This window comes from Streptomyces sp. MCA2 (assembly GCF_023544705.1).
GTDB classification, from domain to species: Bacteria; Actinomycetota; Actinomycetes; order Streptomycetales; family Streptomycetaceae; genus Streptomyces; species Streptomyces decoyicus.
In genome coordinates, this window is record NZ_JAMJFM010000005.1 from 25,754 (window position 1) to 48,660 (window position 22,907).

The 22,907-nt window shown below is 72.8% G+C and carries 17 protein-coding genes; 7 read left to right on the plus strand and 10 right to left on the minus strand.

Features of this window, described 5'->3' with window-relative positions; genetic code table 11:
- Window positions 1–64: 64 nt before the first annotated feature.
- The 5 genes from M8I34_RS05560 to glgX form a co-directional block, all read right to left on the minus strand.
- Window positions 65–1,915 carry an ABC transporter ATP-binding protein gene (locus M8I34_RS05560; RefSeq protein WP_250048181.1) on the minus strand — a complete coding sequence of 617 codons (1,851 nt, stop codon included), beginning with the start codon at window positions 1,913–1,915 and terminating at the stop codon, window positions 65–67.
- Complete coding sequence (locus M8I34_RS05565; RefSeq protein ID WP_250048182.1) at window positions 1,912–3,687, minus strand: ABC transporter ATP-binding protein; 1,776 nt, start codon at window positions 3,685–3,687, stop codon at window positions 1,912–1,914. The genes M8I34_RS05560 and M8I34_RS05565 overlap by 4 nt, the downstream gene beginning before the upstream one ends.
- Before the next feature lie 63 nt (window positions 3,688–3,750).
- Entirely contained in the window at window positions 3,751–5,652 is a 1,902-nt protein-coding gene (locus tag M8I34_RS05570) for an ABC transporter ATP-binding protein (protein WP_250048183.1), read from the minus strand.
- Window positions 5,649–7,628: an ABC transporter ATP-binding protein gene (locus tag M8I34_RS05575; RefSeq protein ID WP_250048184.1), complete on the minus strand. Its 1,980-nt coding sequence runs from the start codon at window positions 7,626–7,628 to the stop codon at window positions 5,649–5,651. The genes M8I34_RS05570 and M8I34_RS05575 overlap by 4 nt, the downstream gene beginning before the upstream one ends.
- 165 nt (window positions 7,629–7,793) lie before the next feature.
- Window positions 7,794–10,049: a glycogen debranching protein GlgX gene (glgX, locus tag M8I34_RS05580; protein ID WP_250048185.1), complete on the minus strand. Its 2,256-nt coding sequence runs from the start codon at window positions 10,047–10,049 to the stop codon at window positions 7,794–7,796.
- 243 nt (window positions 10,050–10,292) lie between these two features.
- Here glgX and M8I34_RS05585 point away from each other — a divergent pair, with 243 nt between their 5' ends.
- The 7 genes from M8I34_RS05585 to M8I34_RS05615 all read left to right on the plus strand — a co-directional run bounded on the left by M8I34_RS05585 (window position 10,293) and on the right by M8I34_RS05615 (window position 17,170).
- On the plus strand, window positions 10,293–11,609 hold the full coding sequence (locus M8I34_RS05585; RefSeq protein ID WP_250048186.1) for an Ig-like domain-containing protein: 1,317 nt from the start codon (window positions 10,293–10,295) through the stop codon (window positions 11,607–11,609).
- Window positions 11,610–11,794: 185 nt separating this feature from the next.
- Window positions 11,795–13,033, plus strand: coding sequence for an Ig-like domain-containing protein (locus M8I34_RS05590; protein WP_250048187.1), 1,239 nt, complete (start codon window positions 11,795–11,797; stop codon window positions 13,031–13,033).
- A gap of 83 nt (window positions 13,034–13,116) precedes the next feature.
- A complete protein-coding gene (locus tag M8I34_RS05595; protein ID WP_250048188.1) occupies window positions 13,117–13,884 on the plus strand; it encodes an enoyl-CoA hydratase/isomerase family protein in 768 nt (255 codons plus the stop codon).
- Between the two features lie 264 nt (window positions 13,885–14,148).
- On the plus strand, window positions 14,149–14,688 hold the full coding sequence (locus M8I34_RS05600; RefSeq protein WP_374210857.1) for an ATP-binding protein: 540 nt from the start codon (window positions 14,149–14,151) through the stop codon (window positions 14,686–14,688).
- Window positions 14,689–14,831: 143 nt separating this feature from the next.
- Window positions 14,832–15,350: a hypothetical protein gene (locus M8I34_RS05605; protein WP_250048190.1), complete on the plus strand. Its 519-nt coding sequence runs from the start codon at window positions 14,832–14,834 to the stop codon at window positions 15,348–15,350.
- 57 nt (window positions 15,351–15,407) lie between these two features.
- Window positions 15,408–16,208, plus strand: coding sequence for a DsbA family protein (locus tag M8I34_RS05610; protein WP_250048191.1), 801 nt, complete (start codon window positions 15,408–15,410; stop codon window positions 16,206–16,208).
- Window positions 16,205–17,170, plus strand: a complete 966-nt coding sequence (locus tag M8I34_RS05615) for a cytochrome c biogenesis CcdA family protein (protein ID WP_250048192.1) — start codon at window positions 16,205–16,207, stop codon at window positions 17,168–17,170. Before M8I34_RS05610 ends, M8I34_RS05615 begins: the two co-directional genes overlap by 4 nt.
- A gap of 126 nt (window positions 17,171–17,296) precedes the next feature.
- Here the strand turns inward: M8I34_RS05615 and dgt are convergent, their stop codons facing one another.
- From dgt to M8I34_RS05640, 5 genes are all read right to left on the minus strand, one after another.
- Window positions 17,297–18,622, minus strand: coding sequence for a dGTP triphosphohydrolase (gene dgt / locus M8I34_RS05620; protein ID WP_250048193.1), 1,326 nt, complete (start codon window positions 18,620–18,622; stop codon window positions 17,297–17,299).
- A gap of 63 nt (window positions 18,623–18,685) precedes the next feature.
- Window positions 18,686–19,039, minus strand: a complete 354-nt coding sequence (locus tag M8I34_RS05625) for a hypothetical protein (protein ID WP_030089125.1) — start codon at window positions 19,037–19,039, stop codon at window positions 18,686–18,688.
- A gap of 581 nt (window positions 19,040–19,620) precedes the next feature.
- On the minus strand, window positions 19,621–20,451 hold the full coding sequence (gene nadE / locus M8I34_RS05630; protein ID WP_250048194.1) for an ammonia-dependent NAD(+) synthetase: 831 nt from the start codon (window positions 20,449–20,451) through the stop codon (window positions 19,621–19,623).
- A gap of 131 nt (window positions 20,452–20,582) precedes the next feature.
- Window positions 20,583–21,137, minus strand: a complete 555-nt coding sequence (locus tag M8I34_RS05635; protein WP_244418613.1) for a glycoside hydrolase family 25 protein — start codon at window positions 21,135–21,137, stop codon at window positions 20,583–20,585.
- Window positions 21,138–21,469: 332 nt separating this feature from the next.
- The gene (locus M8I34_RS05640; RefSeq protein WP_250048195.1) at window positions 21,470–22,690 is read right to left on the minus strand and encodes a glycosyltransferase family 4 protein; all 1,221 of its coding nucleotides are present in this window, start codon (window positions 22,688–22,690) and stop codon (window positions 21,470–21,472) included.
- Window positions 22,691–22,907: the final 217 nt, after the last annotated feature.

Sequence of the window (22,907 nt, forward strand, 5' to 3'; positions counted from 1 at the left end):
GTCCCCGGAAGATCCGACCCGCCGGGCGCCTCGGGGCACCGGGGGCGTGACTTTGCCGACTGCCCTAGCTGTGCCAGGAGCGCCACAGGGCGGCATACGCGCCGTCCGCCGTCACCAGCTCGTCGTGGGTGCCGAGTTCGGTCAGCCGGCCGGCCTCCATGACGGCCACCCGGTCCGCGTCGTGTGCGGTGTGCAGGCGGTGCGCGATGGCGATGACCGTACGGCCCTTCAGGACGGCGGCCAGCGCGCGTTCCGTGTGCCGTGCCGTACGGGGGTCGAGCAGCGCGGTCGCCTCGTCCAGGATCAGGGTGTGCGGATCCGCCAGCACCACCCGGGCCAGGGCCAGTTGCTGGGACTGGGCGCCGTCTGGGTGGTGGCCGCCGGCGCCCAGTTCGGTGTCCAGACCGGCCGGCAGCCCGGCGGCCCAGTCGGCCCCCACGGCGGCAAGTGCGCCGCGCAGCGTGGCGTCATCGGCATCCGGCGCGGCGATCCGCAGATTGTCCCGGACGGTGCCGAGGAAGACGTGGTGCTCCTGCGTCACGAGGACGATCTGCCGGCGCAGCACCTCCGGATCCAGCGCGGCGACCGGCACCCGCCCGACGGTCACCGAGCCGCTGCGCGGCGCGTCGATGCCCGCCAGCAGCCGCCCCAGGGTGGATTTGCCGGCCCCCGACGGGCCGACCAGGGCGAGGCGTTCGCCGGGACGGACGGTCAGGTCCACACCGCGCAGGACATCGCGAGGGGCGGCGGGACGCGGGCCGCCGCCCCCGGGGTCGTAGGCGTAGTGGACGGCGGTGACGTCGATGCGGTCGTCGGCGGGGACGGCGGGGACGGGGGAGGGCTCCGGGGAGGGGCGGGGCAGGAGGGCCGCGGGGGCGGCCCCGGTGGTCCGCGGCGCCCGGCCCAGGCCCTCGACACGGGCGAACGCGGCGCCGCTGCTCTGGAGTTGTTCGACCCAGAGCAGGATCGTCTGAAGCGGTTCGGACAGCTGCCGCAGATACAGCGCCGCGGAGACCACCACGCCCAGGCTGATCCCGCCCCGTCCCTGCATCGCCCCGCCGACCAGCAGCACGCCGACCACCGGGAGGACGTACGAGAGGTCCACGGCGGGCAGCAGCACACTGCGCAGGAACAGCGTGCGGGTGCGGGTGCGGCGGCACCGCTCGATGGCCTGCTCGCTCGCCGCCGTCCGGCGCTCCTCGAGCCCCAGGGCCTCGACGGTCCGGGCGCCCGCGGCGGTGGCCGCCAGCAGCTCGGCCAGCGCCGAGGTCGCCGCCCCCTCCGCCAGATACGCGGTGCGGGCCCGGCGCAGATACCACCGGACCGCGACCAGGCCGCACAGCAGCCCCAGCCCGCACGCGCCGAGCAGCGGATCGAGCACCACCACCGCGGCCAGCAGGAACAGCGCCTGCGACGCGGCGATGAACACCTCCGGCGCGGCGTCCCGCAGCGTCTGTGCGACCGCGGTGACATCCGTCGTGCCGCGGGCCGTCAGATCGCCGGTACCCGCCCGCTCCACCGCCGCGGCGGGCAGCGCCAGCGCCCGGTCGACGTACTGCTCGCGGACCCGCGCCACGGTCCGTTCGCCGAAGCGGTGCCCGACGAACCGGGCGTACCGCGCCAGCAGCAGCTGCGCCACCGCGCACACCACCAGGGCCGCCGCCAGCCGGTCCACCGTGCGCACCCCGCCGCCGTCCCGGACCGTGTCGACGATCCGGCCGAGCAGCCAGGGCCCGGCCAGGCCGGCGCCGGCGGCCAGTGCGTTCAGCGCGAGCATCAGGGCGAAGGCCCGGCCGTCCCGCCGGACCAGTCGCAGCGCGGCCCGCCGGGTGGTGGCCCGATCGGCCACCGGGAGCGCCGCACCGTCCGGCAGGGCGTCATCCGCCCGTCCGGGCCTGCCGGGGGACGTCGTCATCGCGCACCCTCCTCCGCCACGGACTGCCCGGCGGCGCCCACGGTGCCGGTGCCGTCGACGTCGTCCTCCGCGCCCTCGCCACGGGATACCAGGCGGCGGTATCCGGGCTGCCCGTCGAGGAGTTCACGGTGGCTGCCGACTGCCGCGACCGTGCCGTCGACGAGGAAATACACCCGGTCGGCCCGGTCGAGCAGCAGTGGTGAGGTGCTGGTGACCACCGTCGTCCGGCCCGCACGGGCGGTGTGCAGCCGGGTCGCGAGGGCCGCCTCGGTGTGTGCGTCGACGGCCGAGGCCGGTTCGACGGCGAGCAGCACCTCGGGGTCGGCCAGCAGTGCCCGCACCAGGCGCAGCCGCTGTCGCTGTCCGCCGGAGAGATTGCGGCCCTGCGCCTCGACCGGGGCGCCCAGCCCGTCCGGCAGAGCGCGGACGATGTCCTCGGCCACGGCCGTCCGGAGGGCGCGGCCGATCGCCTCCTCGGACGGGTCCCGGCGCCCGGCGACCACCTCGCGCAGTGTCCCGGCGAACAGATCCGCTTCGTTGTCCGCGACCAGGATCCGCTCACGGAGCTGCCGTGGCGCGATCTCGTCGAGACGTACCACGCCCCAGGTCGCGGCCGAATCCGCGAACCGGCCGAGGCGGTCGACCACCGCCGCCGATTCGGCCGGCCGGGCGGTGACCAGTGCGGTCAGCAGCCCGGGAACCACCTCGACACCCGACGCCGGATCACGCAGCACGGAGGCGGCGCCGGGAGCGTCCCGTGCCGCACGGGGATCCCTCGCGCGCTCCGGCTCCAGCGCCAGGAACCGTACGACCCGCCGGGCGGCCACCAGCCCCCGGGTGAGGTCGTAGCCGCCCTCGATGAAGAACGACACCGGCACCACCAGGGCCGCCGCATAGCCGTAGACCGCCACCAACTCGCCCACCGTGATGGTCCCTTGGGCCGCCATCCGGGCCGCCGGCCAGGTCACCGCGGCCAGGAACAGCGTCGGCAGGCCGACCCCGAGGGCCTGGACCCAGCTCGTCACCGACCCGACGCGGTACCCCTCGCCGCGCAGCGCCTGGGACGCGCGCCGGTAGCGGTCGGCGAACACCTCTTTGCCGCCCAGGCCGTTGAGCACCCGCAGTCCGCCGACCAGGTCCGTCAGCCGTGCCGCCAGCCCGCTCTGCCGCTCGCGGTACCGCGTCTCCGCTCCCTGCAACCGCCCCAGCAGCGGCCCGACCAGCACCGCGAGCAGCGGCACACCCAGCAGCACCACGGCGGCCAGCAGCGGCGAGACGGCCAGCAGCAGCACGGCGACGACCGCATACGCCAGCACCCCGCCGACGCCGGGCCCGGTCATCGTCAGCGTCTGGCTGATCACCGCGACATCGCCGATCCCGATCGTGACGACCTCCCCGGCGGTCACCTTGTGGGGCAGCGACGCTCCCAGCCGCAGCGTCTGGGCCACCACGGCCCGCACCGTACGGAAGGTGGCGTCCATCCGGATACGGGTCATCGTGCGATGCCGCAGGACCGCCAGCCAGGCGTTCACCGCCCCGACCGCCAGCAGCACCGCCACCCAGCCGGCCAGTACCGGCATCCGGCCCGGCACCAGCCCGTCGTCGATGGCCCGCGACAGCACATACGGCGGCAGCATCAGCCCCACCATCCACAGACTTCCGTACGAGGCGCCCGCCGCCACCCGCCACCGCTGGCTCGCCACCAGCCACCACAGATACCGCCCGGCACCGCGAGGGCGGGGAACTCCCGGCCCGCCCGCCGTCTCCGTCATGCCGTCCGCCCCCTCATGCCGTGCGTCCCCTCACGCCGTGCCCCCTCATGCCGTCTGGGCCCCCTACCCCACGCTGTCCCGCCACGCCTGATGCAGCTCGGCGAACCGGCCCCGGTCGGCGATGAGGTGCGCCGGCGGGCCGTCCTCGACGATCCGGCCGTCGGCCATCACCAGGACCCGGTCGGCGATGTCGACGGTCGAGAGGCGGTGCGCGATCACCAGGGCCGTACGGCCGTGCAGCACCGTGGTCATGGCGCGCTGCACCGCACGTTCACCGGGGATGTCCAGGGAGCTGGTGGCCTCGTCGAGGATGAGCACGGCGGGGTCGGCGAGCAGGGCGCGGGCGAAGCCGACCAGTTGGCGCTGGCCGGCGGAGATCCGGCCGCCGCGCTTGCGGACATCGGTGTCGTAGCCGTCGGGCAGGGCGGCGATGAAGTCATGGGCGCCGATGGCCTTCGCGGCGTGTTCGATCTCCTCACGGGTGGCGTCCGGGCGGCCGAGGGCGATGTTGTCGGCGACCGTGCCGGAGAACAGGAACGCCTCCTGGGTGACCATGACGACGCCGCGGCGCAGCGTGGTGGTGGACAGCGCGCGCAGATCGACGCCGTCGAGCAGCACCTGGCCCTCGGTGGGGTCGTAGAAGCGGGCCAGCAGCTTGGCGAGGGTGGACTTGCCGGCCCCGGTGGCGCCCACCACGGCGACGGTGGTGCCCGCCGCAAGGGTCAGATCGAAGCGCGGCAGCACCTCGCCGCCGGTGCGGTAGGCGAACCGGACGCCGCGGAAGACGGCCTCGCGGCCCGGCCGGCCGGGCGCGACGGCCGGCAGCGTGGCGGGTGCCCCGGGCTCGGGGACGCCGGGGCGCCGGGCGAGCAGTCCGGCGATCTTCTGGAGGGAAGCGGCCGCGGATTCATAGGCGTTGAGGAACATCCCGAGGCGGTCGATGGGGTCGTACAGCCGCCGCAGATAGAGCACCCCGGCGGCCAGGACGCCGAGCGCCAGACCGCCCGTGGCCACGCGGTAGGCGCCCCACAGGACGATCGCGGCGACCGCGGTATTGGCCGCCAGCCGGGAGAGGACGACATAGCGCGCCATCTCCAGGAAGGTGTCGCCGTTGATCCGTGCGTGCTCGTGGTTGAGCCGGGCGAAGGCGGCGTCGTTCGGCCGCTCACGGCGGAACGCCTGCACCGGACGGATGCCGTTCAGGGTCTCGGTGAACTTCACGATGACGCCCGCCATCGCCGTGGACTTCGCGCTGTAGACCCGGTGCGAACGGCGCCGGAAGGAGCGTACGAGGAGGGCGAGCGGCACGGCGGAGGCGAGGGCGGCCGCGCCGAAGCCCCAGTCCAGGTAGACCAGGGTGGCGGTGATGTAGACCGTCGACAGGATGATGGTGACCAGCTCCTGGAGCCCCTCTTCGAGGAGTTCGCGCAGCGACTCCACGTCCGTGGTGGCCCGCGAGATCAGCCGGCCGGACGTATAGCGCTCGTGGAAGTCCAGGCTCAGCGCCTGCGCATGCCGGAAGATCCGCCCGCGGAGGTCGAGCAGGACTTCCTGGCTGACCCGCGCGGAGAGCTGGATGAAGCCGAACTGGAGCCCGCCGGACGCCCCCGCGCACAGCACCGCCGCCACCGCCACGGCGATCAGCGGCCCGTGATCGCCCGCCCGCAGCGCCGGGACCGCGCGGTCGAGCGCGTAGGCGACCAGCAGCGGCCCGGCCTGCACGGCGGCCTGCTGGAGCAGCAGCAGGACGGCCACCGCCCGGACCCGGCGCCGCTGCGGCGCCAGGAGCGAGCCGAGGAGGGTGCGCGAGGCGCCCTTGGGGGTGGGGAGCTCATCGAGGGCGAAGGAGTCGGCTGCGGGGGAGTTCCCGGCCTCCGGCCGCCGCGGTGCGGAAGGGGGCTGCTGCTGCGGGCCGGGGCGGCCCTCGGGGTCGTCGGGCGGGAGACCGGTCGCGGTGGTGGTCATCGGGCGGCCTCTCCCTCGCCGGACATCAGGGCGGTGTACTCGGGGTTGTCCCGCAGCAGTTGGTGGTGGGTGCCGACGGCGGCGATCCGGCCGCCGGAGAGCAGCGCCACCCGGTCGGCGAGCAGGACCGTGGACGGCCGGTGGGCGACGACCAGGGCGGTGGTGGTCGCCAGGACCCGGCGCAGCGCCGCCTCCACCAGGGCTTCGGTGTGCACATCGAGGGCGGAGAGCGGATCGTCGAGGATCAGGAAGCGCGGGCGGCCGACCACGGCACGCGCCAGGGCGAGCCGTTGCCGCTGCCCGCCGGACAGGCTCAGCCCCTGCTCGCCGACCTGGGTCGCACTGCCTTCGGGGAGCGCGCCGACGAAGCCCTCGGCCTGCGCCACCGCCAACGCCCGCCCAAGATCGCTCTCCTGGGCGTTCTCCCCGCCCATCAGCACGTTCTCCGCGACGGTCGCCGAGAAGAGCGTCGGCTCCTCGAAGGCCACCGCGACCAGCGCACGGACCTCGTCCCGGCCGAGCGTCGCCAGATCGCGCCCGTCGAGGCGGATCCGGCCCGCCGTGGGGTCGTACAGCCGCGGCACCAGCGCCGTGAGGGTGGTCTTCCCGCTGCCCGTCGCCCCGACCAGCGCCATCGTCTCGCCGGGCCGGATGTGCAGGGTGATGTCCTTGAGGAGGGGCGGGGAGTCCGGCGGCGCGTCGGGGTAGCGGAACTCGACACCGGAGAAGACCAGCCCGCCGGTACCGGCGGATGCCGGGTCCTGCGCGGCCGGTTCCTGTGCGGCCGGTTCCGTCAGGGCTGGTTCCTTCAGGGCCGGTTCCTTCAGAGCCGGGTCCTCCGGGATCGGTCTCTCCGTGGCCGATTCGCGCCGGTCCGGAGCGTCCGTACCCGGAACGCCCGTCCCTGGAGCGCCCGCACCCGGTGCGCCCGTACCGGGTGCGTCCGTACCCTGTGTGTCCACCGCCGGCACGTCCATGACCTCGAAGTACCGGTCGCTTGCCGTCGCCGCCTCGTTGCCCATGGCCAGCAGGAAGCCGATCGACTCCACCGGCCAGCGCAGCGCCAGCGCGGTCGACAGGAAGGCGACGAGGGTGCCCGCGGACAGCACGCCGTCGGCCACCTGGAGCGTGCCGAGCACCAGGGCGCCGCCGATCGCGATCTCCGGGAGCGTGGTGTTGAACCCCAGGATCCAGGCCAGCAGCCGCGCCTTGCGGAGTTCGGACGTACGCAGCGCGTGCGTCAGCTCCCGGAAGGCCCGGGCCTGGCTGCGATGGCGTCCGAAGCCCTTGATGATGCGGATGCCGAGCACCGACTCCTCGACCACCGTCGTCAGATCGCCCAGCTGGTCCTGGGTCCGGCGCGCGGCGCGACCGTACTTCGCCTCGAAGACCGAGCACAGCACCATCAGCGGCACCACGGGCGCCAGCAGCACCAGCCCCAGCGACCACCGCTGGACCAGCAGGAGCACCGCGCCCACCAGGATGGTGGTGGCGTTGACCAGCAGAAACGTCAGAGGGAAGGCGAGAAACAGGCGCACCAGCTGAAGGTCTGTCGTGCCGCGCGACAACAACTGGCCCGAGGGCCAGCGGTCGTGGAAGGCGACCGGCAGCCGCTGGAGATGGCGGTACAGCGCGTCACGCATCGCCGCCTCCACCCCGGCCAGCGGACGCGCCACCAGCCGGCGCCGCAGCCCGAACAGCAGCGCCTCCGCGACCCCGAGCAGCAGCAGGTAGGCGCCACCGAGCCACACGCCGCCCGGATCGCGCTCCGCCACGGGCCCGTCCACCATCCACTTGAGCACCAGCGGGATGACCAGGCCGATGCACGAGGCGAGCACGCCCACGAACGCAGCGGTGAACAGGCGCACCCGCACGGGCCGGGCGAACGGCCACAGGCGCAACAGCGAGCGCACTGCGGAGGGTTGAGGTAAGGCGGTCCGGTCGGGCGGGGGCGAGGTGTGCGCGGTATCGGCCATCACTCGCGAGCGTAAGGCGCGTCACTGACAACGCTCATGCGGTTTTTCCCGACCGGCGCCCCGCCCGCCGTTTCGAGCCGCCCCGCCGCTGGCCGGCCGGAGCCGCCCCCCTCGCAGGTCCGGCCGCCCCACCGCCGACGGCCCCATGGCGCCGCCGCCCTCGCCTCAGCCCGGCACCGCCCGGAACAGCACCACCGACCGCCCGGCCAGCGTGACCGTGCTGCCGGCCGCGTACGGCGGCTCCGCCGCCCCCGGCTGCTCCTCCCTGGCCGTGTCGACGAGGAGCTCGTAGGCGCGGGCCCAGGGCGGCCCCGGGAGGGTGAACGGGCGGGGGTGGGCGGCGGCGTGGAGCACGGCGAGGAAGCTGTCGTCGACGATGCGGATGCCGCGGGCGTCGCGCTGGGAGATGTCGTTCCCTGAGAGGTACATGCCCAGCGTGGCTCCCGGGGTGTACCAGTCCTGCTCGGCCATCTCCGTACCGTCCGCGGTGAACCAGGCGAGATCGCGCAGACCGCCCTGCTGATGCGGCCGCCCGGAGAAGAACGCCCGGCGGCGGAGCACGGGGTGGGCGCGGCGCAGGGCGATGAGCCGGGCGGCGAGGTCGGCCAGCGGCCGCCACCGGGGGTCCTCCAGCAGCGACCAGTCGAGCCAACTGGTCGCGTTGTCCTGGCAGTAGGCGTTGTTGTTGCCGTGCTGGGTGCGGCCCATCTCGTCACCGGCGACCAGCATCGGCACGCCCGTCGACAGCAGGAGCGTGGTCAGCAGATTGCGCAGCTGGCGGTGGCGCAGTGCGGTGACGTCCGGGTCGTCGGTCTCGCCCTCGGCACCGCAGTTCCAGGACCGGTTGTCGTGGGTGCCGTCGCGGTTGCCCTCGCCGTTGTCCGCGTTGCGCTTGTGCTCGTAGGTGACCAGGTCGCGGAGGGTGAAGCCGTCGTGCGCGGTGATGAAGTTGACCGAGGCGTACGGGCGGCGGCCGCCCCAGGCGTACAGGTCGCTCGATCCGGAGAGGCGGTAGCCCAGGTCGCGGACATCGTGCTGGGCACCGCGCCAGAAGTCGCGGACGGTGTCGCGGTAGCGGTCGTTCCACTCCGTCCACAGCGGCGGGAAGGCGCCGACCTGGTAGCCGCCCGATCCCACGTCCCAGGGCTCGGCGATCAGCTTGACCCGGCGCAGCACCGGGTCCTGGGCGATCACCGCGAGGAACGGGGAGAGCATGTCGACGTCGTGCATGGAGCGGGCCAGTGCGGCCGCCAGATCGAAGCGGAAGCCGTCCACGCCCATCTCGGTGACCCAGTAGCGCAGCGAATCGGTGATCAGCCGCAGGACATGGGGCTGGACGACATGCAGGGTGTTGCCGCAGCCGGTGTAGTCGGTGTAGCGGCGGGCCTCGTTCGCCAGGCGGTAGTAGCCGCGGTTGTCGATGCCCCGCAGGGAGAGCGTCGGGCCCAGCTCGCCGGCCTCCGCGGTGTGGTTGTAGACGACGTCGAGGATCACCTCGATGCCCGCGTCGTGCAGCGCCCGCACCATCCGCTTGAACTCGCCGACCTGCTGCCCCCGGGTCCCGGTGGCGGCGTATCCGGCATGCGGCGCGAAGTAGCCGAGGGAGTTGTAGCCCCAGTAGTTGCGCAGCCCCCGGCGCACCAGATGGTCCTCGTGCGCGAACTGGTGGACGGGCAGCAGCTCGACGGCGGTGACACCGAGCCGGACGAGGTGCTCCAGCGCGGCGGGGTGCGCGAGCCCCGCGTACGTGCCGCGCAGCCGCTCCGGAACACCGGGGTGACGCATCGTGAAGCCGCGCACATGCAGTTCGTAGAGGACGGAATCCGGCCACGGCGTCTTGGGCCTGCGGTCGTCCTCCCATTCGTCGGCGCCGCCCTCGTCCCCGGTGTCCTCGCCGACCACGACGCCCTTGGGGACGTACGGCGCCGAGTCCCGGTCGTCGCGCACGGTGTCGGCGGCCTGCTGCTGCGGCCAGTCGCGGACATGCCCGTAGAGCTGGGCGGGCAGTGCGGACCCCGCCCCGGACCGCTCCGTACGGGCGCCGAAGTCGCCGTCCACAGCCCTGGCATACGGGTCCAGCAGCAGCTTCGCCGGGTTCCAGCGGGCGCCGCTCCAGGGGTCCCAGCGGCCGTGCACCCGGTAGCCGTAGCGCTGGCCGGGGCGGACGCCGGGCAGGAAGCCGTGCCAGATCTCGTGGGTGAGCTCGGTCAGCGCATGGCGCGTCTCGCGCTCCGCGTCGTCGAACAGACACAGTTCCACGGCCTCGGCGCCGCCCGCCCACAGGGCGAAGTTGGTGCCGGCGATGCCATCGGGGCCGGTGCGGTATCGGGCCCCTAGGGGCGTGGGGTTGCCGGGGCGGATGTCAGCGGGTGGGGCGAGTGGTTCATCTGCCACCGCCTCCTGCTCGGGTGCGCTCGACACGTGCCGGCCTCCTGCGGCTCATGGCTCGGTCGGGCGGCGTCCCCGGCATGGGGGTACCGCCCAGCGTCAGCTGGAGGAGTCCCGGCCGTGCAGGTGTCCCCGCCCTCCCCGTTGTTCTGCCCGCAACCGGGCGTTGCCGCACGCTTCTCGCGGCGAGGGCTGATTGTTCCGCCTTACGTGTCCGTGACATTCCGTTACGCGGCATACCTCCTAACTTGAGCATCATCCGTCACAATCCGGTATATGACCGCCCATCAGCAGGACCGAGCAGGGGACCGAGCGAAGCACCGCCAGGGAAACCGTGTGCGGGGCCGGGTGCCGGACCGGGCGCAGGTCCGGACGGGCGGTCGGGCGGCGGCGCGGGCGGCCCGCCGTACCCGCGTCGTCCTCGCCGCCGTGGCCGGGCTCGCCGGGGCGGTGGCGCTGGCCGGCTGCGCGGACGCGGAGGAGTTCGTCGGCGGCAAACCGCGCTCCCCGGAGGAGACGATCAGGGTCATCCCGCACAACGGCGCGCACGGCGTGCGCGCCGACGGGCGGTTCGAGGTCCGGGTGCCCCAGGGGCGGCTGGAGCGGGTCGAGGTCAGCCGGACCGGTGACGCCGGCCGGCAGCCGGTCGCCGGGCGGATCTCGCCGGACGGCATGGCCTGGCGGCCGGTGCCCGGACGTCTCCAACTCGGCGCGAAGTACACCGTCGACGCGGTGGCGCTGGACGGCGCAGGCCACCGCTCGGCCCGCCACACCACCTTCACCACCTCCGTACCCGCCCGCCGCTTCACCGGCCACTTCTCCCCGCAGAGCGACGCCACGGTCGGCACCGGCCTGATCTTCTCGCTGGTCTTCAACCGGCCGCTCGCCGACCGCGCGGCCGTCGAGCGCGCCGTCAAGGTCAGCGCCCGGCCCGCCGTCGAGATCGCCGCCCACTGGTTCGGCCACCGCCGGCTGGACTTCCGGCCCCGTGAGCGCTGGCGCCCGGGCACCGAGATCACGGTGGAGCTGCGGCTGCGCGGGGTGAAGGCCGGACCGGGCGCCTACGGGACGCAGCGCAGGACCGTCCACTACCGGGTGGGCCGGGACCAGGTCAGCGTCATCGATGCGGCCCGGCACACCATGACGGTGCACCAGGGCGGCCGGGTGGTGGCGGTGCTGCCGGTCACCGCGGGCGACGACGAGAACCCCACCTACAACGGGAAGATGGTGATCCTGGAGCGGCACTCGATGACCCGGATGGACGGCGACACCGTCGGCTTCGGCGGCGAGTACGACATCCCGGACGTGCCGCACGCCATGCGCCTCACCAGGTCCGGGACCTTCCTCCACGGCAACTACTGGGCGCCGCCCGAGATCTTCGGCGGCCTCAACACCAGCCATGGCTGTGTCGGGCTCAAGGACATCAAGGGAGGCGGCCCGCACACCCCGGCGGGCTGGTTCTTCGGCCGCTCGATCGTCGGCGACACCGTGGTGGTGCAGCATTCCCCGGAGCGTACGGTCGCGCCGGACAACGGCCTCGGCGGCTGGAACATGCCCTGGGAATTGTGGCGGGCCGGGTCCGCGCTGGACTGACCGGAACACCGGCCCGCGGGACCGCCCGCCCCCTGCCCCCGCACCACCCCCGCACTTGGGACTAAACGGTGACGTTCACGGGGAGTTCACTGTCACCGCGGTGTGGTTATCTAACGGCAAGCGCGCGGCTGTCCGCACCCGCGCGCGGGGGACTGCGGGCCGTGCGAGGGGAAAAGGGGCCAGTTGTGAACGTCCAGCCGAATTCGGGGGAGCCGGCTCGCCGGCGTCGGTGGCCGCACAAGGGCGGGGGCCCGCTGGCCCTGGTGCTCGGAGCGGTGTTGCTGCTGGTGACCGCATGTGGCGGCGACGGCGACGAGGACAGTCCGGCCGGCAAGGCGGGCGGGGACAAGGCCGCCTCGCAGGCCGCCGTGACGATAGCGCCCAAGGACGGCGCGCATGACGTCGCCACCAGCGGCGCGCTGAAGGTGACCGCCCAGAAGGGCAGGCTCAAGTCCGTCAAGGTCAAGGACGGCAAGGGCAACGAGGTCGACGGGAAGATAGCGGGCAGCGGCGCCCTGTGGCAGCCGAGCGGCCATCTGGGCGCCTCGACGGAGTACACCGTCGACGCCATAGCGGTGGACGGCAAGGGCCGGGAGGCCGCCGAGCACTCCAGCTTCACCACCCTCGTCCCCAAGAACACCTTCATCGGCCAGTACAGCCCCGAGAACGGCCAGCAGGTCGGCGTCGGGATGCCGGTATCGATCCACTTCACCCGCGGCATCACCGACCCGAAGGCCGTCGAGGACGCCATCAAGGTCACCGCGAAGCCGTCGGTCCCGGTCGAGGGCCACTGGTTCGGCAACGACCGCCTCGACTTCCGCCCCGAGAAGTACTGGGCGCCCGGCACCAAGGTCACCCTCAAGCTCGACCTCAACGGCGTCGAGGGCCGGCCCGGTGTCTACGGCACCCAGGCCAAGGAGGTCTCCTTCACCGTCGGCCGCAGTCAGGTCAGCACGGTCGACGCCGAGTCGAAGGAGATGACCGTGGTCCGCGACGGCAAGAAGATCAAGACCATCCCGATCACCTCGGGCGCGCCGGGCACCGAGACGTACAACGGCAAGATGGTGATCAGCGAGAAGCATCTCGTGACGCGGATGAACGGTGACACCGTCGGCTTCGGCGGCGAGTACGACATCAAGGACGTCCCGCATGCGCTGCGGCTGAGCACCTCCGGCACGTTCCTGCACGGCAACTACTGGTCGGGCAGCGCGACCTTCGGCAACCGCAACGCCAGCCACGGCTGTGTGGGCCTCTTCGACCAGCGCGGTGGCGGCGACAGCTCCACCCCGGCGGCGTGGTTCTTCCGCAACTCCGTCGTCGGCGATGTGGTCATCGTCAAGAACTCGCATGACGAAACGATCCAGCCCGACAACGGCTTCAGCGACTGGAACCTCTCCTGGGAGAAGTGGAAGGCCCGCCAGTAGAGCGGCCGGAGGACGACCGGGCCCGGTGCACTGTGACGGAGTGCACCGGGCCCGACGGCGTTAACGCGTACTAACCTTCCCGCATGACTGTGAATCTCGAGGTCGCCGACGGCGTCGGCACCATCCGCCTGGACCGTCCGCCGATGAACGCACTGGACATCGCCACCCAGGACCGGCTGCGCGAGCTGGCCGAGGAGGTCACCCGCCGCGACGATGTGCGTGCCGTCGTCGTGTGGGGCGGCGAGAAGGTGTTCGCGGCCGGTGCGGACATCAAGGAAATGCAGGCCATGGACCACCCGGCCATGGTCGTGCGCTCCAAGGCCCTACAGGACTCGTTCACCGCCGTGGCCCGGATCCCCAAGCCGGTCGTCGCCGCGGTCACCGGCTATGCGCTCGGTGGCGGCTGCGAGTTGGCGCTCTGCGCCGACTTCCGGATCGCGGCCGACAACGCCAAGCTCGGCCAGCCGGAGATCCTGCTGGGACTGATCCCGGGGGCCGGCGGCACCCAGCGGCTGGCGCGGCTGGTCGGCCCGTCCAAGGCCAAGGACCTGATCTTCACCGGCCGTCAGGTGAAGGCCGACGAGGCGCTCACCCTCGGCCTGGTCGACCGGGTGGTGCCGGCCGCCGAGGTCTACGAGCAGGCGCACGCCTGGGCGGCACGGCTGGCGGCCGGCCCCGCACTGGCGCTGCGGGCCGCCAAGGAATCCGTCGACGCGGGCCTGGAGACGGACATCGACACCGGCCTGACCATCGAACGCAACTGGTTTGCGGGGCTGTTCGCGACCGAGGACCGGGAGACCGGTATGCGCAGCTTCGTCGAGGAGGGGCCCGGCAAGGCCAAGTTCCTCTGAAATTGCTGGTGTTGGTGAGACGTCTGAGGTTTGCCCGGGAGGCAATGCCTCGTGTGGGCGACAAGGAAAAGGCTTAATTGCGCCTTAAGGGCACCTTGTTGATCTCCTCGGTCGTTCCTTCGCGGGCCCGGTGTCGTCGCAGGTCAGCCGGGGCGCACCGGAACCTTAACTGCCGTTGGCATATGTCTCACCCGGGGGCTGGAACCGACGATTCCGGACAATCGATTCCGTCGGTTCCGCCCCCGTGGACGCCACGCAGCAGCCATGATGGGGGGCATGGCGGGCCTCGAAGGAATGGAGCAGCCGCGGCCGCGGAGGGATACGGCCGCCGCGCGATGGGGCATCCCCGAGGGGGGCGAGGACACCGCGCCGGCTCCTCGCAAACCGGTGTCCGCGGCCCTCGATCTGGTCGGTGACCCGACCCTCGGCGAGGTCCGGCTCCCCTCGCGCCCCCAGTCCGCCGGCATCGCCCGCCGGCTGACCGCCGCCGTACTCCTCAAACAGTGGTCCCTGACCCCCCAGCTCGCCGAGCACGCCGTGCTGCTGGTCTCCGAGCTCGTCGGCAACGCCGTGCGGCACACCGGCGCCCGCACGTTCGGGCTGCGGATGCTCCGCCGCCGTGGCTGGCTCCGTATCGAGGTGCGCGACCCGTCCCGCGGTCTGCCCTGTCTCATGCCGGTCCAGGAAATGGACATCAGCGGCCGTGGCCTCTTCCTCGTCGACAAGCTCTCCGACCGCTGGGGCGTGGACCTGCTGCCCCGCGGCAAGACGACCTGGTTCGAGATGCGGATCGCCGACCGCTGAGAACCGGTTTCCCCGCCCGGCCGCAGGGCCCCGGGCCCTCCGACCGCCCCCCGACGGCCCCGACGCCGGTCGGTGCTCCGCTCGCGCGGTGACGATCCGTAGGATGGGTTGTTCATGCTCGCGCAGGTACGGAGAGGAGGGACATGCACCACGTGCGCCGGTCGGCCACGCTGACGCTGCTGCTCCTCCTCGCCGTCACCTTCGGTCCGCTGCTGTGCCGCATCGGCGGCGACCAGGCCTGGCTCTCGGGCCGGGCGGCGACGGCCGCGGCGACATGGCGCACCGGTGGCGCACCGGCGGCCGCACCGGACGCGACGGCGGTTTCACCGGACACGGCGGCGGTTTCACCGGACGCCGCGAACCCGGCGGGCGGTGGCACACCGGCCCGGCCGGCCGCCGCCGACAGCGGCCCGCACCTCGATCCCGACGCCCCCGTCGCCGTGGCCCACGCGCCCAAGAAGTGCTCGGGCCGGCATGCGCCGGGGCCCGACGAGTCCGCCCCGCTGCCCACCCCGCACCGCGGTGAGCCCCTCGCCCCCGCCACCACCGGCCCGGGGCCGCTCTCCGCGGATCCGCCCGCGCAGTACGCGCTCGCCCGGCCACCGACCGACGGCGCGTCCGCCACCGACCCCACCACGCTCCTGCCCGTACTGCGGATATAGGCCGCTGCCCCGACGCACACGGCCTGAATTCCCCCTCCGTACGTCTGGAGCTTCCGCATGCCCGTTTCCGCCTCTCCCACCCGCAAACTGGCCGCCATCGGCGCGGTCATCGCCCTCGTCGTGGCCGTCATCGCCATCGGCGTCGCCATCGGCAAGTCCGCCGAGGGCGACCGCGGCACCGACCGCGGCGCCCCCGAGGCCGCCGCCTCCGTCGAGCCCGAGGAAGATCCCGCACAGCAGAAGATGTTCGACGACCTCGCCGAGCGGACCAGCCGGCGCCAGGACGGCGACCCACTGGCCGTCGGCAAGAAGGACGCCCCGGTGGTCCTGGTCGAATACGCCGACTACCAGTGCTCGTTCTGCGGCCGCTTCACCCGCGAGACCCAGCCCGGACTGATCAAGAAGTTCGTCGACGCGGGCACCCTGCGCATCGAATTCCGCAACTTCACCGTCTTCGGCGCCGACTCCGAGCGCGCCGCCCGCGCCTCCTGGGCCGCCGGGCAGCAGGGCAGGTTCTGGCAGCTGCACGACGCGCTGTACGCCAAGACCCGCAAGGGCAAGGCGCTCGCCGAGGACAAGCTCGTCGACCTGGCCCGCACGAGCGGTGTGCCCGACATCGAGAAGTTCCGTGCGGACATGAAGAGCGCGGACGCCGCGCGGGCACTGAAGAAGGACCAGGACGAGGGCTACCAGCTCGGGGTGCAGTCCACGCCGTCCTTCCTCATCAACGGCCGGCCGGTCGCCGGCGCCCAGCCCGCCGAAGTCTTCGCGCAGGGCATCAAGGACGCCGCGGCGCGCGCGGCCAAGAAGGGGCCGGAGGCCAAGAACGGGCCGGCGGACAAGGGGGCCGGGCAGTGACCGACATCGGCTACCTCGCGGCGTTCCTGGGCGGGGCGCTGGCCCTGCTCAGCCCGTGCAGCGCGCTGCTGCTGCCGGCCTTCTTCGCGTACTCCCTCTCCACCCCGGGCCGGCTGATGGCCCGTACCGGCGTGTTCTACCTGGGGCTGGCCACGACGCTGGTGCCGCTCGGCGCGGCCAGTACGGCGGCCAGCCGGCTGTTCAACGGCCACCGCGATCTCTTGATCGCCGTCGGCGGCTGGGTCGTCATCGCGATGGGGCTCGCCCAGATCCTCGGCCTGGGCTTCGCCTCCCGGCGTGCCCAGACCGCCGCCGCGCGGATCACCCCGCGGTCGGCCGTCTCCACGTTTCTGCTCGGCTGTGTCTACGGCCTCGCCGGCTTCTGCGCGGGCCCGATCCTCGGCGCGGTGCTGACGGTGACGGCGGTCAGCGGCTCACCCGTGTACGGCGCCTCGATGCTGGCCGTCTACGCGCTGGGGATGGCGCTGCCGCTGTTCGTGCTGGCGCTGCTGTGGGACCGCTGCAAGCTCGGCACCCGGGGCTGGCTGCGGGGCCGTGAATTCGCCCTCGGCAAGCTGCGGTTGCACACCACCTCGGTGCTGTCCGGGGTGTTCTTCATCGGCATCGGCGTGCTGTTCCTGCGCTTCAACGGGACCAGTGCGCTGCCCGGGATTCTCGACGCGGACGCCGAGTTCCGGGCCGAGGAGTGGGCGACGCGGATCGGGAACGGCGTACCGGACCAGGTGCTGATCGCGGTGGCCGCACTGGCCGTCGCGGCGGTGCTCGGCCGTATCGCGCTACGGCCGGAGAAGAAGCCCCGGGGCGGGACGGAACCGCCGCGGGGCGGGTCCGACCAGCCGGGGGAAGGGACGGAACAGGCCCGGGACGAGGCCGATCAGCCGGGGGGCGGCACGGAACGGCCCCGGGACGTGGCCGACCAGCCGCGCGGTGGGACGGAATAGCCACCGGCGGGGGGCTGGACCGATTAGCCACCGGCGGGCGGGACCGAATGGCCACCGGGCAGGCCCGAGTGGCCGGGCGGCGGGGCCGGGCCGTTGCGAAACGGCGCCGGCCTCCCGCCCCCGGGCTCACAGCCAGACGTTGTCGTTGACCGACCCCAGGCCCGTGCCGGACAGCCGCCGGTGCAGGGCCAGCGCCTGGTCCTCGGTCAGCGAGGCGACATGGTCCGCGGCGGCACGCAGCCGGTCGCCGTGCAGCGACAGCTCCTCGGCGCGGTCCGGCGGCAGCAGCTCCGGTGCGTCATGGGTCCAGCGCAGCAGCTCGCTCACCACCCGCCGCTTGCCGTGCTGCTGGGTCGCCAGCGCCGGGCGGTCGATGACATAGCACCACACCAGCTCCTTGAGCAGATCGCAGGCGGCCCGCCGCTCCGGCGGTATCACCAGCTGCGCCCCGTAGCGGATCGCGGCCGCGCCGCCCACCTCCAGCTCGATCCCGCGGGTGAAGTACGAGATCAGATCGGCCGTGCGGCGATTGACCGCGACCGCGTCCTCATGGCTGCCGCTGTACGGGGCGGGCACCGCCAGCCGCTTGCCGATGTCCGCCATCATCACCAGCGCCGCGGCACGGTCGAAGGCCTCGCCCTCCCGCGCCCGCTTGGCCTGGACGTAATCCAGGAAGCGGCGGATCTCCCGCTCGGTGTCGGCGCCCGCGGCACCGTCCGGCGGGAACAGCGCGGCCAGCGGGATCAGGCCCGTACGGTAGAAGTCCTCGACGTCATGGCAGGCGTAGGTGACATCGTCCGCCCAGTCCATGACCTGCTCCTCGACGGGCACGGCGGTGTCCGTACGGCCGGCCCGCACCCACGAGAACGCCTCCCGGTCGGCGACATACACCCCCCACTTCACATGCCGCGCCGGATCCTGGTCGACGGGCGCCCGCTCCCACGGGTATTTGGTGGCGGCGTCCAGACAGGCGCGGGTCAGATGCAGCCCGCGATGGCCCGGATATTTGTGGGCGGCGAGGAAGGTCAGCACCCGCAGGGTCTGCGCATTGCCCTCGAAGCTGTCCAGCACACCGTCCGCGAAGTGCAGCTCGTCCATCGTGGCGCGCAGCGCCAGCTCACCCGCGTGCCCGAAGGGCGGATGGCCGATGTCGTGGGCCATGCACGCCGCCTCGACGAGCGCCGGATTCGGCCCGCCGTATTGGCGCTCCAGGCGCTCGGCCATCCGCCGGCCGAGCTGAGCCACCTTCATCGAGTGGGTCAGCCGGGTGTGGTACGCGCCCAGCTCGGCGCTGGCCACCACCTGGCTCTTGCCGGCCAGCGCCCGCCACTGCGTCGAATACAGGATCCGGTCGACGTCGTGCTCGAAGCCGGACCGCTGCCCGTCGTCGGGCACCCGTCGCCGCAGGGAGTGCTGTTCCAGGTCCTCATCGCTGTATGTGGCAGGTCGCATGCGCGGATGGTAGTCCGGCCCTGGCCGCGGCGGTCCGGCCGGTGGGTCTCAAGCCCTCCCCGCCTAGGCGCTCAGCCGACGGCGCCAGCGCGGATGCGGGCGGGCATGCGGCCGGGGGTGCGGATGGTGGGCGTCCGCCCTGCGCCGGCGGTCGTTGCAGAGCAGGCACTTTCCGTAGCCCGGCGGGAGGGGGTCCTCCGGGTCGCCGTACAACGGGTCGACCGCGCCGTTCGGATGTATGGCGCAGCCGGTCGGGCCGGTCTCGGCGCCCAGTGAACTGGCAGCGGTCAGCGCTTGCCGGAGGACGTCGACGAGCTGGTCCGCATCGCGCCGGGTCGGCGCGGATTGCAGGGACGAGGCAAGGTCGGAGGCGGTGGTCAGCGCGGTCTGGAGTTCGCGCAGGTTTGCGTAACCCATGTCTTGGAGCCTAGGCGGCCCCACTGACAGTTGATCTTCCGATCGCATTTCGCGGCTTCCCATGGCCGCATGCATGCCCGCTCACGCCCACGATTTAGCACCGGGATGGTGACGGTCGCCTTGCCGGTCCATGACGGGCGGGGGCGGGGCCGGGGAGGTCACGGGGCGGGGTGCTCATGTCACGGCGGCGGGGCCCCATCCCCCCACCCCCGAACCCACCCCCGCCCCCTCCCCCGAAGGGGGAGAGGGGGGAGGGGGCGGGGGAGAGCTCAGAGGCCGTTGCGCGCAGCCGCAGCGCGGCCCCGCCGAAGCCCCCAGAGGCCGCGCAAAAGCCACTCCACAGCCCCCTCCGAAGCCGCCAGAAGCCGCCCCGCAGTCGCATGGACGGAGCCCCCGCCGCAGGCCGCCCCCGAAGCCGCTCCGCGCCCGCCGAAGCGCTCAGAGGCCGCGCAAAGCCACTCCACAGCCCCGCAGCCGCCCCGGACCCGCCCGCCCCCTCAGGGAGCCAGCGGGAACGCCCGCCCCTCAGGGAGCGAGCGGCAGCGCCCGCCCCTCCAGGAACGAGCGGCAGCCCCGCCCCCTCAGGGAGCCAGCGGCAGCGCCCGCTTGTGGTCCGTGAGGCGGTAGCGGCGGACGATGGCCTCGGCGGCCGCGGCGTCGACCGGCTCGCCCTCCAGGAAGGCGTCGATCTGGTCGTAGCTCACACCGAGCGCGTCCTCGTCCGGCTTGCCCGGGTCGAGCGTCTCCAGGTCGGCCGTCGGCACCTTGTGCACCAGCTCCTCGGGGGCGCCCAGCGCCGCCGACACCGCGCGCACCCGGCGCTTGGTCAGGCCGGTGAGCGGCACCACGTCGGCCGCACCGTCACCGAACTTCGTGAAGAAGCCGGAGACCGCCTCGGCCGCGTGGTCGGTGCCCACGACCAGGCCGTCGTGCGCACCCGCGACCGCGTACTGCGCGATCATGCGCTGGCGCGCCTTGATGTTGCCCTGGACGAAGTCCTGGTGGTGGGCGTCGCGGAAGGTGAGCCCGCCGTCCACCGCGGCCTGGAGGGCCGCGTCGCTCGCCGGGCGGATGTCGACGGTCAGCTCCCGGTCGGCGCGGATGAACTCCAGCGCCCGCTGAGCGTCCTTCTCGTCCGCCTGGACGCCGTAGGGCAGCCGCATCGCGTAGAACGTCGCGTCGTGCCCGGCGGCGCGGGCCCGCTCCACGGCGAGCTGGCAGAGCCGCCCGGTGGTGGTGGAGTCGACGCCGCCGCTGATCCCCAGGACCAGGGAGCGCAGGCCCGTGGAGGTCAGCCGTTCCGTGAGGAAGGTCACCCGGCGCTCGATTTCCTGCTCGGCGTCGAAGGACGCGGTCACCTGGAGATCCCGGGCGATCTCCTGTTGCAGGGCCTTGGACGCCGGGTCGGTCACGGCTGCTCCTCTTGTTCTCGTGCCGCGTCGTGCGGTGGGGGTGACGCGCTGCTCCTGTGCCGCCTACGCAGTGTTCCCCGCTGCGTAGGCGCGGTTCCTGGGGGCGCGGAAGGGCGCACCGGTAGGAAACCTTATGCCGGGTGCGCCCACTTCTTGAGGGCGGCCTTGGTCGAGAAGTCCGCGACGTCCTTGTCCAGGGGCCGGTCCGTGTACTGGTGGATACGCCACTTCGCCTTGATCCGCGGATGCCCGGCGGAGACGTAGTCGGCGATCCACAGGCCGTCGGCCGCGTAGGACGTGGTGTCGTGGTTGAGCCAGAAATCGCGGTTGCAGTAGAGCATCACCCGGTGGGTGGGCCGCAGCTTCTTCACCTCGGCCAGGAACTGGTCCTTCTGCGCGTTGCTCGCGTACGTCCCCTCGCCGGTGCGCTCCCAGTCGCAGGCGAGGAGGTCGCCCTGGACCGATACGCATTTCTCGACGAAGTATTTCGCCTGGGCGGCGATATTCCCCGGCCACAGAAAGTGGTAGAAACCGACCACGCAGCCCGCTTTACGGGCCTTTGACGCCTGCGCGGACTGATGCGGATTGATGTAGGAGCGGCCTTCGGTCGCCTTGACGAAAACGAAGTCCAGCCCCTCGGCGGAGTACGAAGTGTTGTAGGAGCTGACATCGACACCATGCAGCATGAACGGCCTCCTGCCGATCGGACCTGCGGATTCGAAGCGTCAACTGCTCGAAGCGTCCCCTGTGTTGCAGTGTGTTCCGGGCGTTCCCGGGTTCCCGGGTTCCCGGGTTCCTGGGATCTTGCGTTTCGGTGATCAGATTTTCCTGCGGGCCGGCGATTCTTCCTGCGGGCCCGCCTTGTTCCGGCGGTGATGCCTTTTCGCTTTCCAGCAGTTCAGCATGTTCGCTACCGGGGACGCCAGGCTGCGGTCGGGAAGTTCCTTGTGCTGCGGTCAAGTTGAGGCGGGCCGGTTTCGCCGGATGGACCGGCCCCGCGGGCCGGAAGGCGGCCGCTTCAGCGCCGCAGGGCGCGTCGTACCAGCCGTCGTGCGCGGGCGCGGACGCGGCCGAGGACGCGCTGCCGGGCGCGGCTTCCGCGCGTCGACCGCAGCTCCTGGAAGAGGAGTTGATAGCGCTCGGCGATCGGCTCCGGGTCGTAGCGGCGCGAGCTCTCCAGCGCGGTACGGGCCATCTCGCGGCGGCGCTGCGGGTCCTCGACGAGCTGGAGGAGAGCGGCGGCCAGCGCCCGGCCGTCGCCGCGCGGCACCAGCAACCCGTCCGTACCGTCGTGGATGATCTCGGCCGGCCCCAGCGGGCAGTCGGTGCTGACGACGGGCACTCCGCAGCGCATCGCCTCGACGATGGTCATGCCGAAGGACTCCGCGTCCGAGGCCGAGGCGACGATCGACGCCTTGGCGAACTCCGCCTCTATCGGGGAGCGCGGCCCGGTCAGGGTCGCCTGCTCGCTCAGCCCGAGCCCGTCGATCAGCCCTTGGAGCTGTGCGCGCTCGGCGCCGCCGCCGTGTATCCGCAGCCGCCAGTCGGGGTGCTTGGCGGCGACCGCGGAGAATGCCTCGATCAGCAGGTCGAAGCGCTTGCCGCGGACCAGCCGGCCGGCCGCCGCGATCACCTTCGCGGTGCCCTCGGACGGCGGCCCGGCCGGCGCGGGCACGATGTTGGGCACGGCCAGGACCCGTACGCCGGGCAGCGGCATCCGTGCGAGGTAGACGGAGGCATCCGCCTCGGTGGTGGTGACCACGGCGTCCAGCGTCCGGTAATGCGGGGCGAGTTCGGTCCGGAGCCGCTTGCTGTGGGCGTCGTAGCGGAGGTGCTCCTGGGCGATCCGCAGCGCCCGGCGGGGGCCGAACCGCGCCAGGTAGACATTGATGCCGGGCCGGGTGCCGATCAGCACGTCCGCGTCGGTGGTGCGCAGGAACTCCGCGGCGCGGAGGTCGACCAGCCGGCTGTACTGGTGGTGCCGCTTCTCGGCCAGCGGGAAGTCCCTGGCGGGCTCACCGAAGAGCGGATCGGCCATGTCCTCGCTGCCCACCCGGGTGTCCACCAGCGGTATCAGCCGCACCCGCGGATCCAGGGTGAACCGAGAAACCTCGCGGTGCCGCAGCATCGAGACGATCTCGACGTCATGCCGGTCGGCGAGCGCGGCCGCGAGGTTGAAGGTGGTGCGGATGGTGCCGCCGATGGCATAGGCGTTGTGCAGCAGGAGGGTGATCTTCATATGGTGTCGTGCTCTTCCCCGAGATGTGCCGAGTCGTTCGATCCGACCGGCCGGTACGTTCGCGGTGCGGTCGCCGCGTCCGGCCCGTCCGGCACGGGGCAACCGTGGCGGTAAGGGGTAAGCCGATGGCGTGGCGAGGGTGAGAGCCCGGTAAGAACCGCGGGTGAGATCCGGGTAAGAAAGCCACCGCCGGACCGGCCGCCCGCCGTAGCGCCTC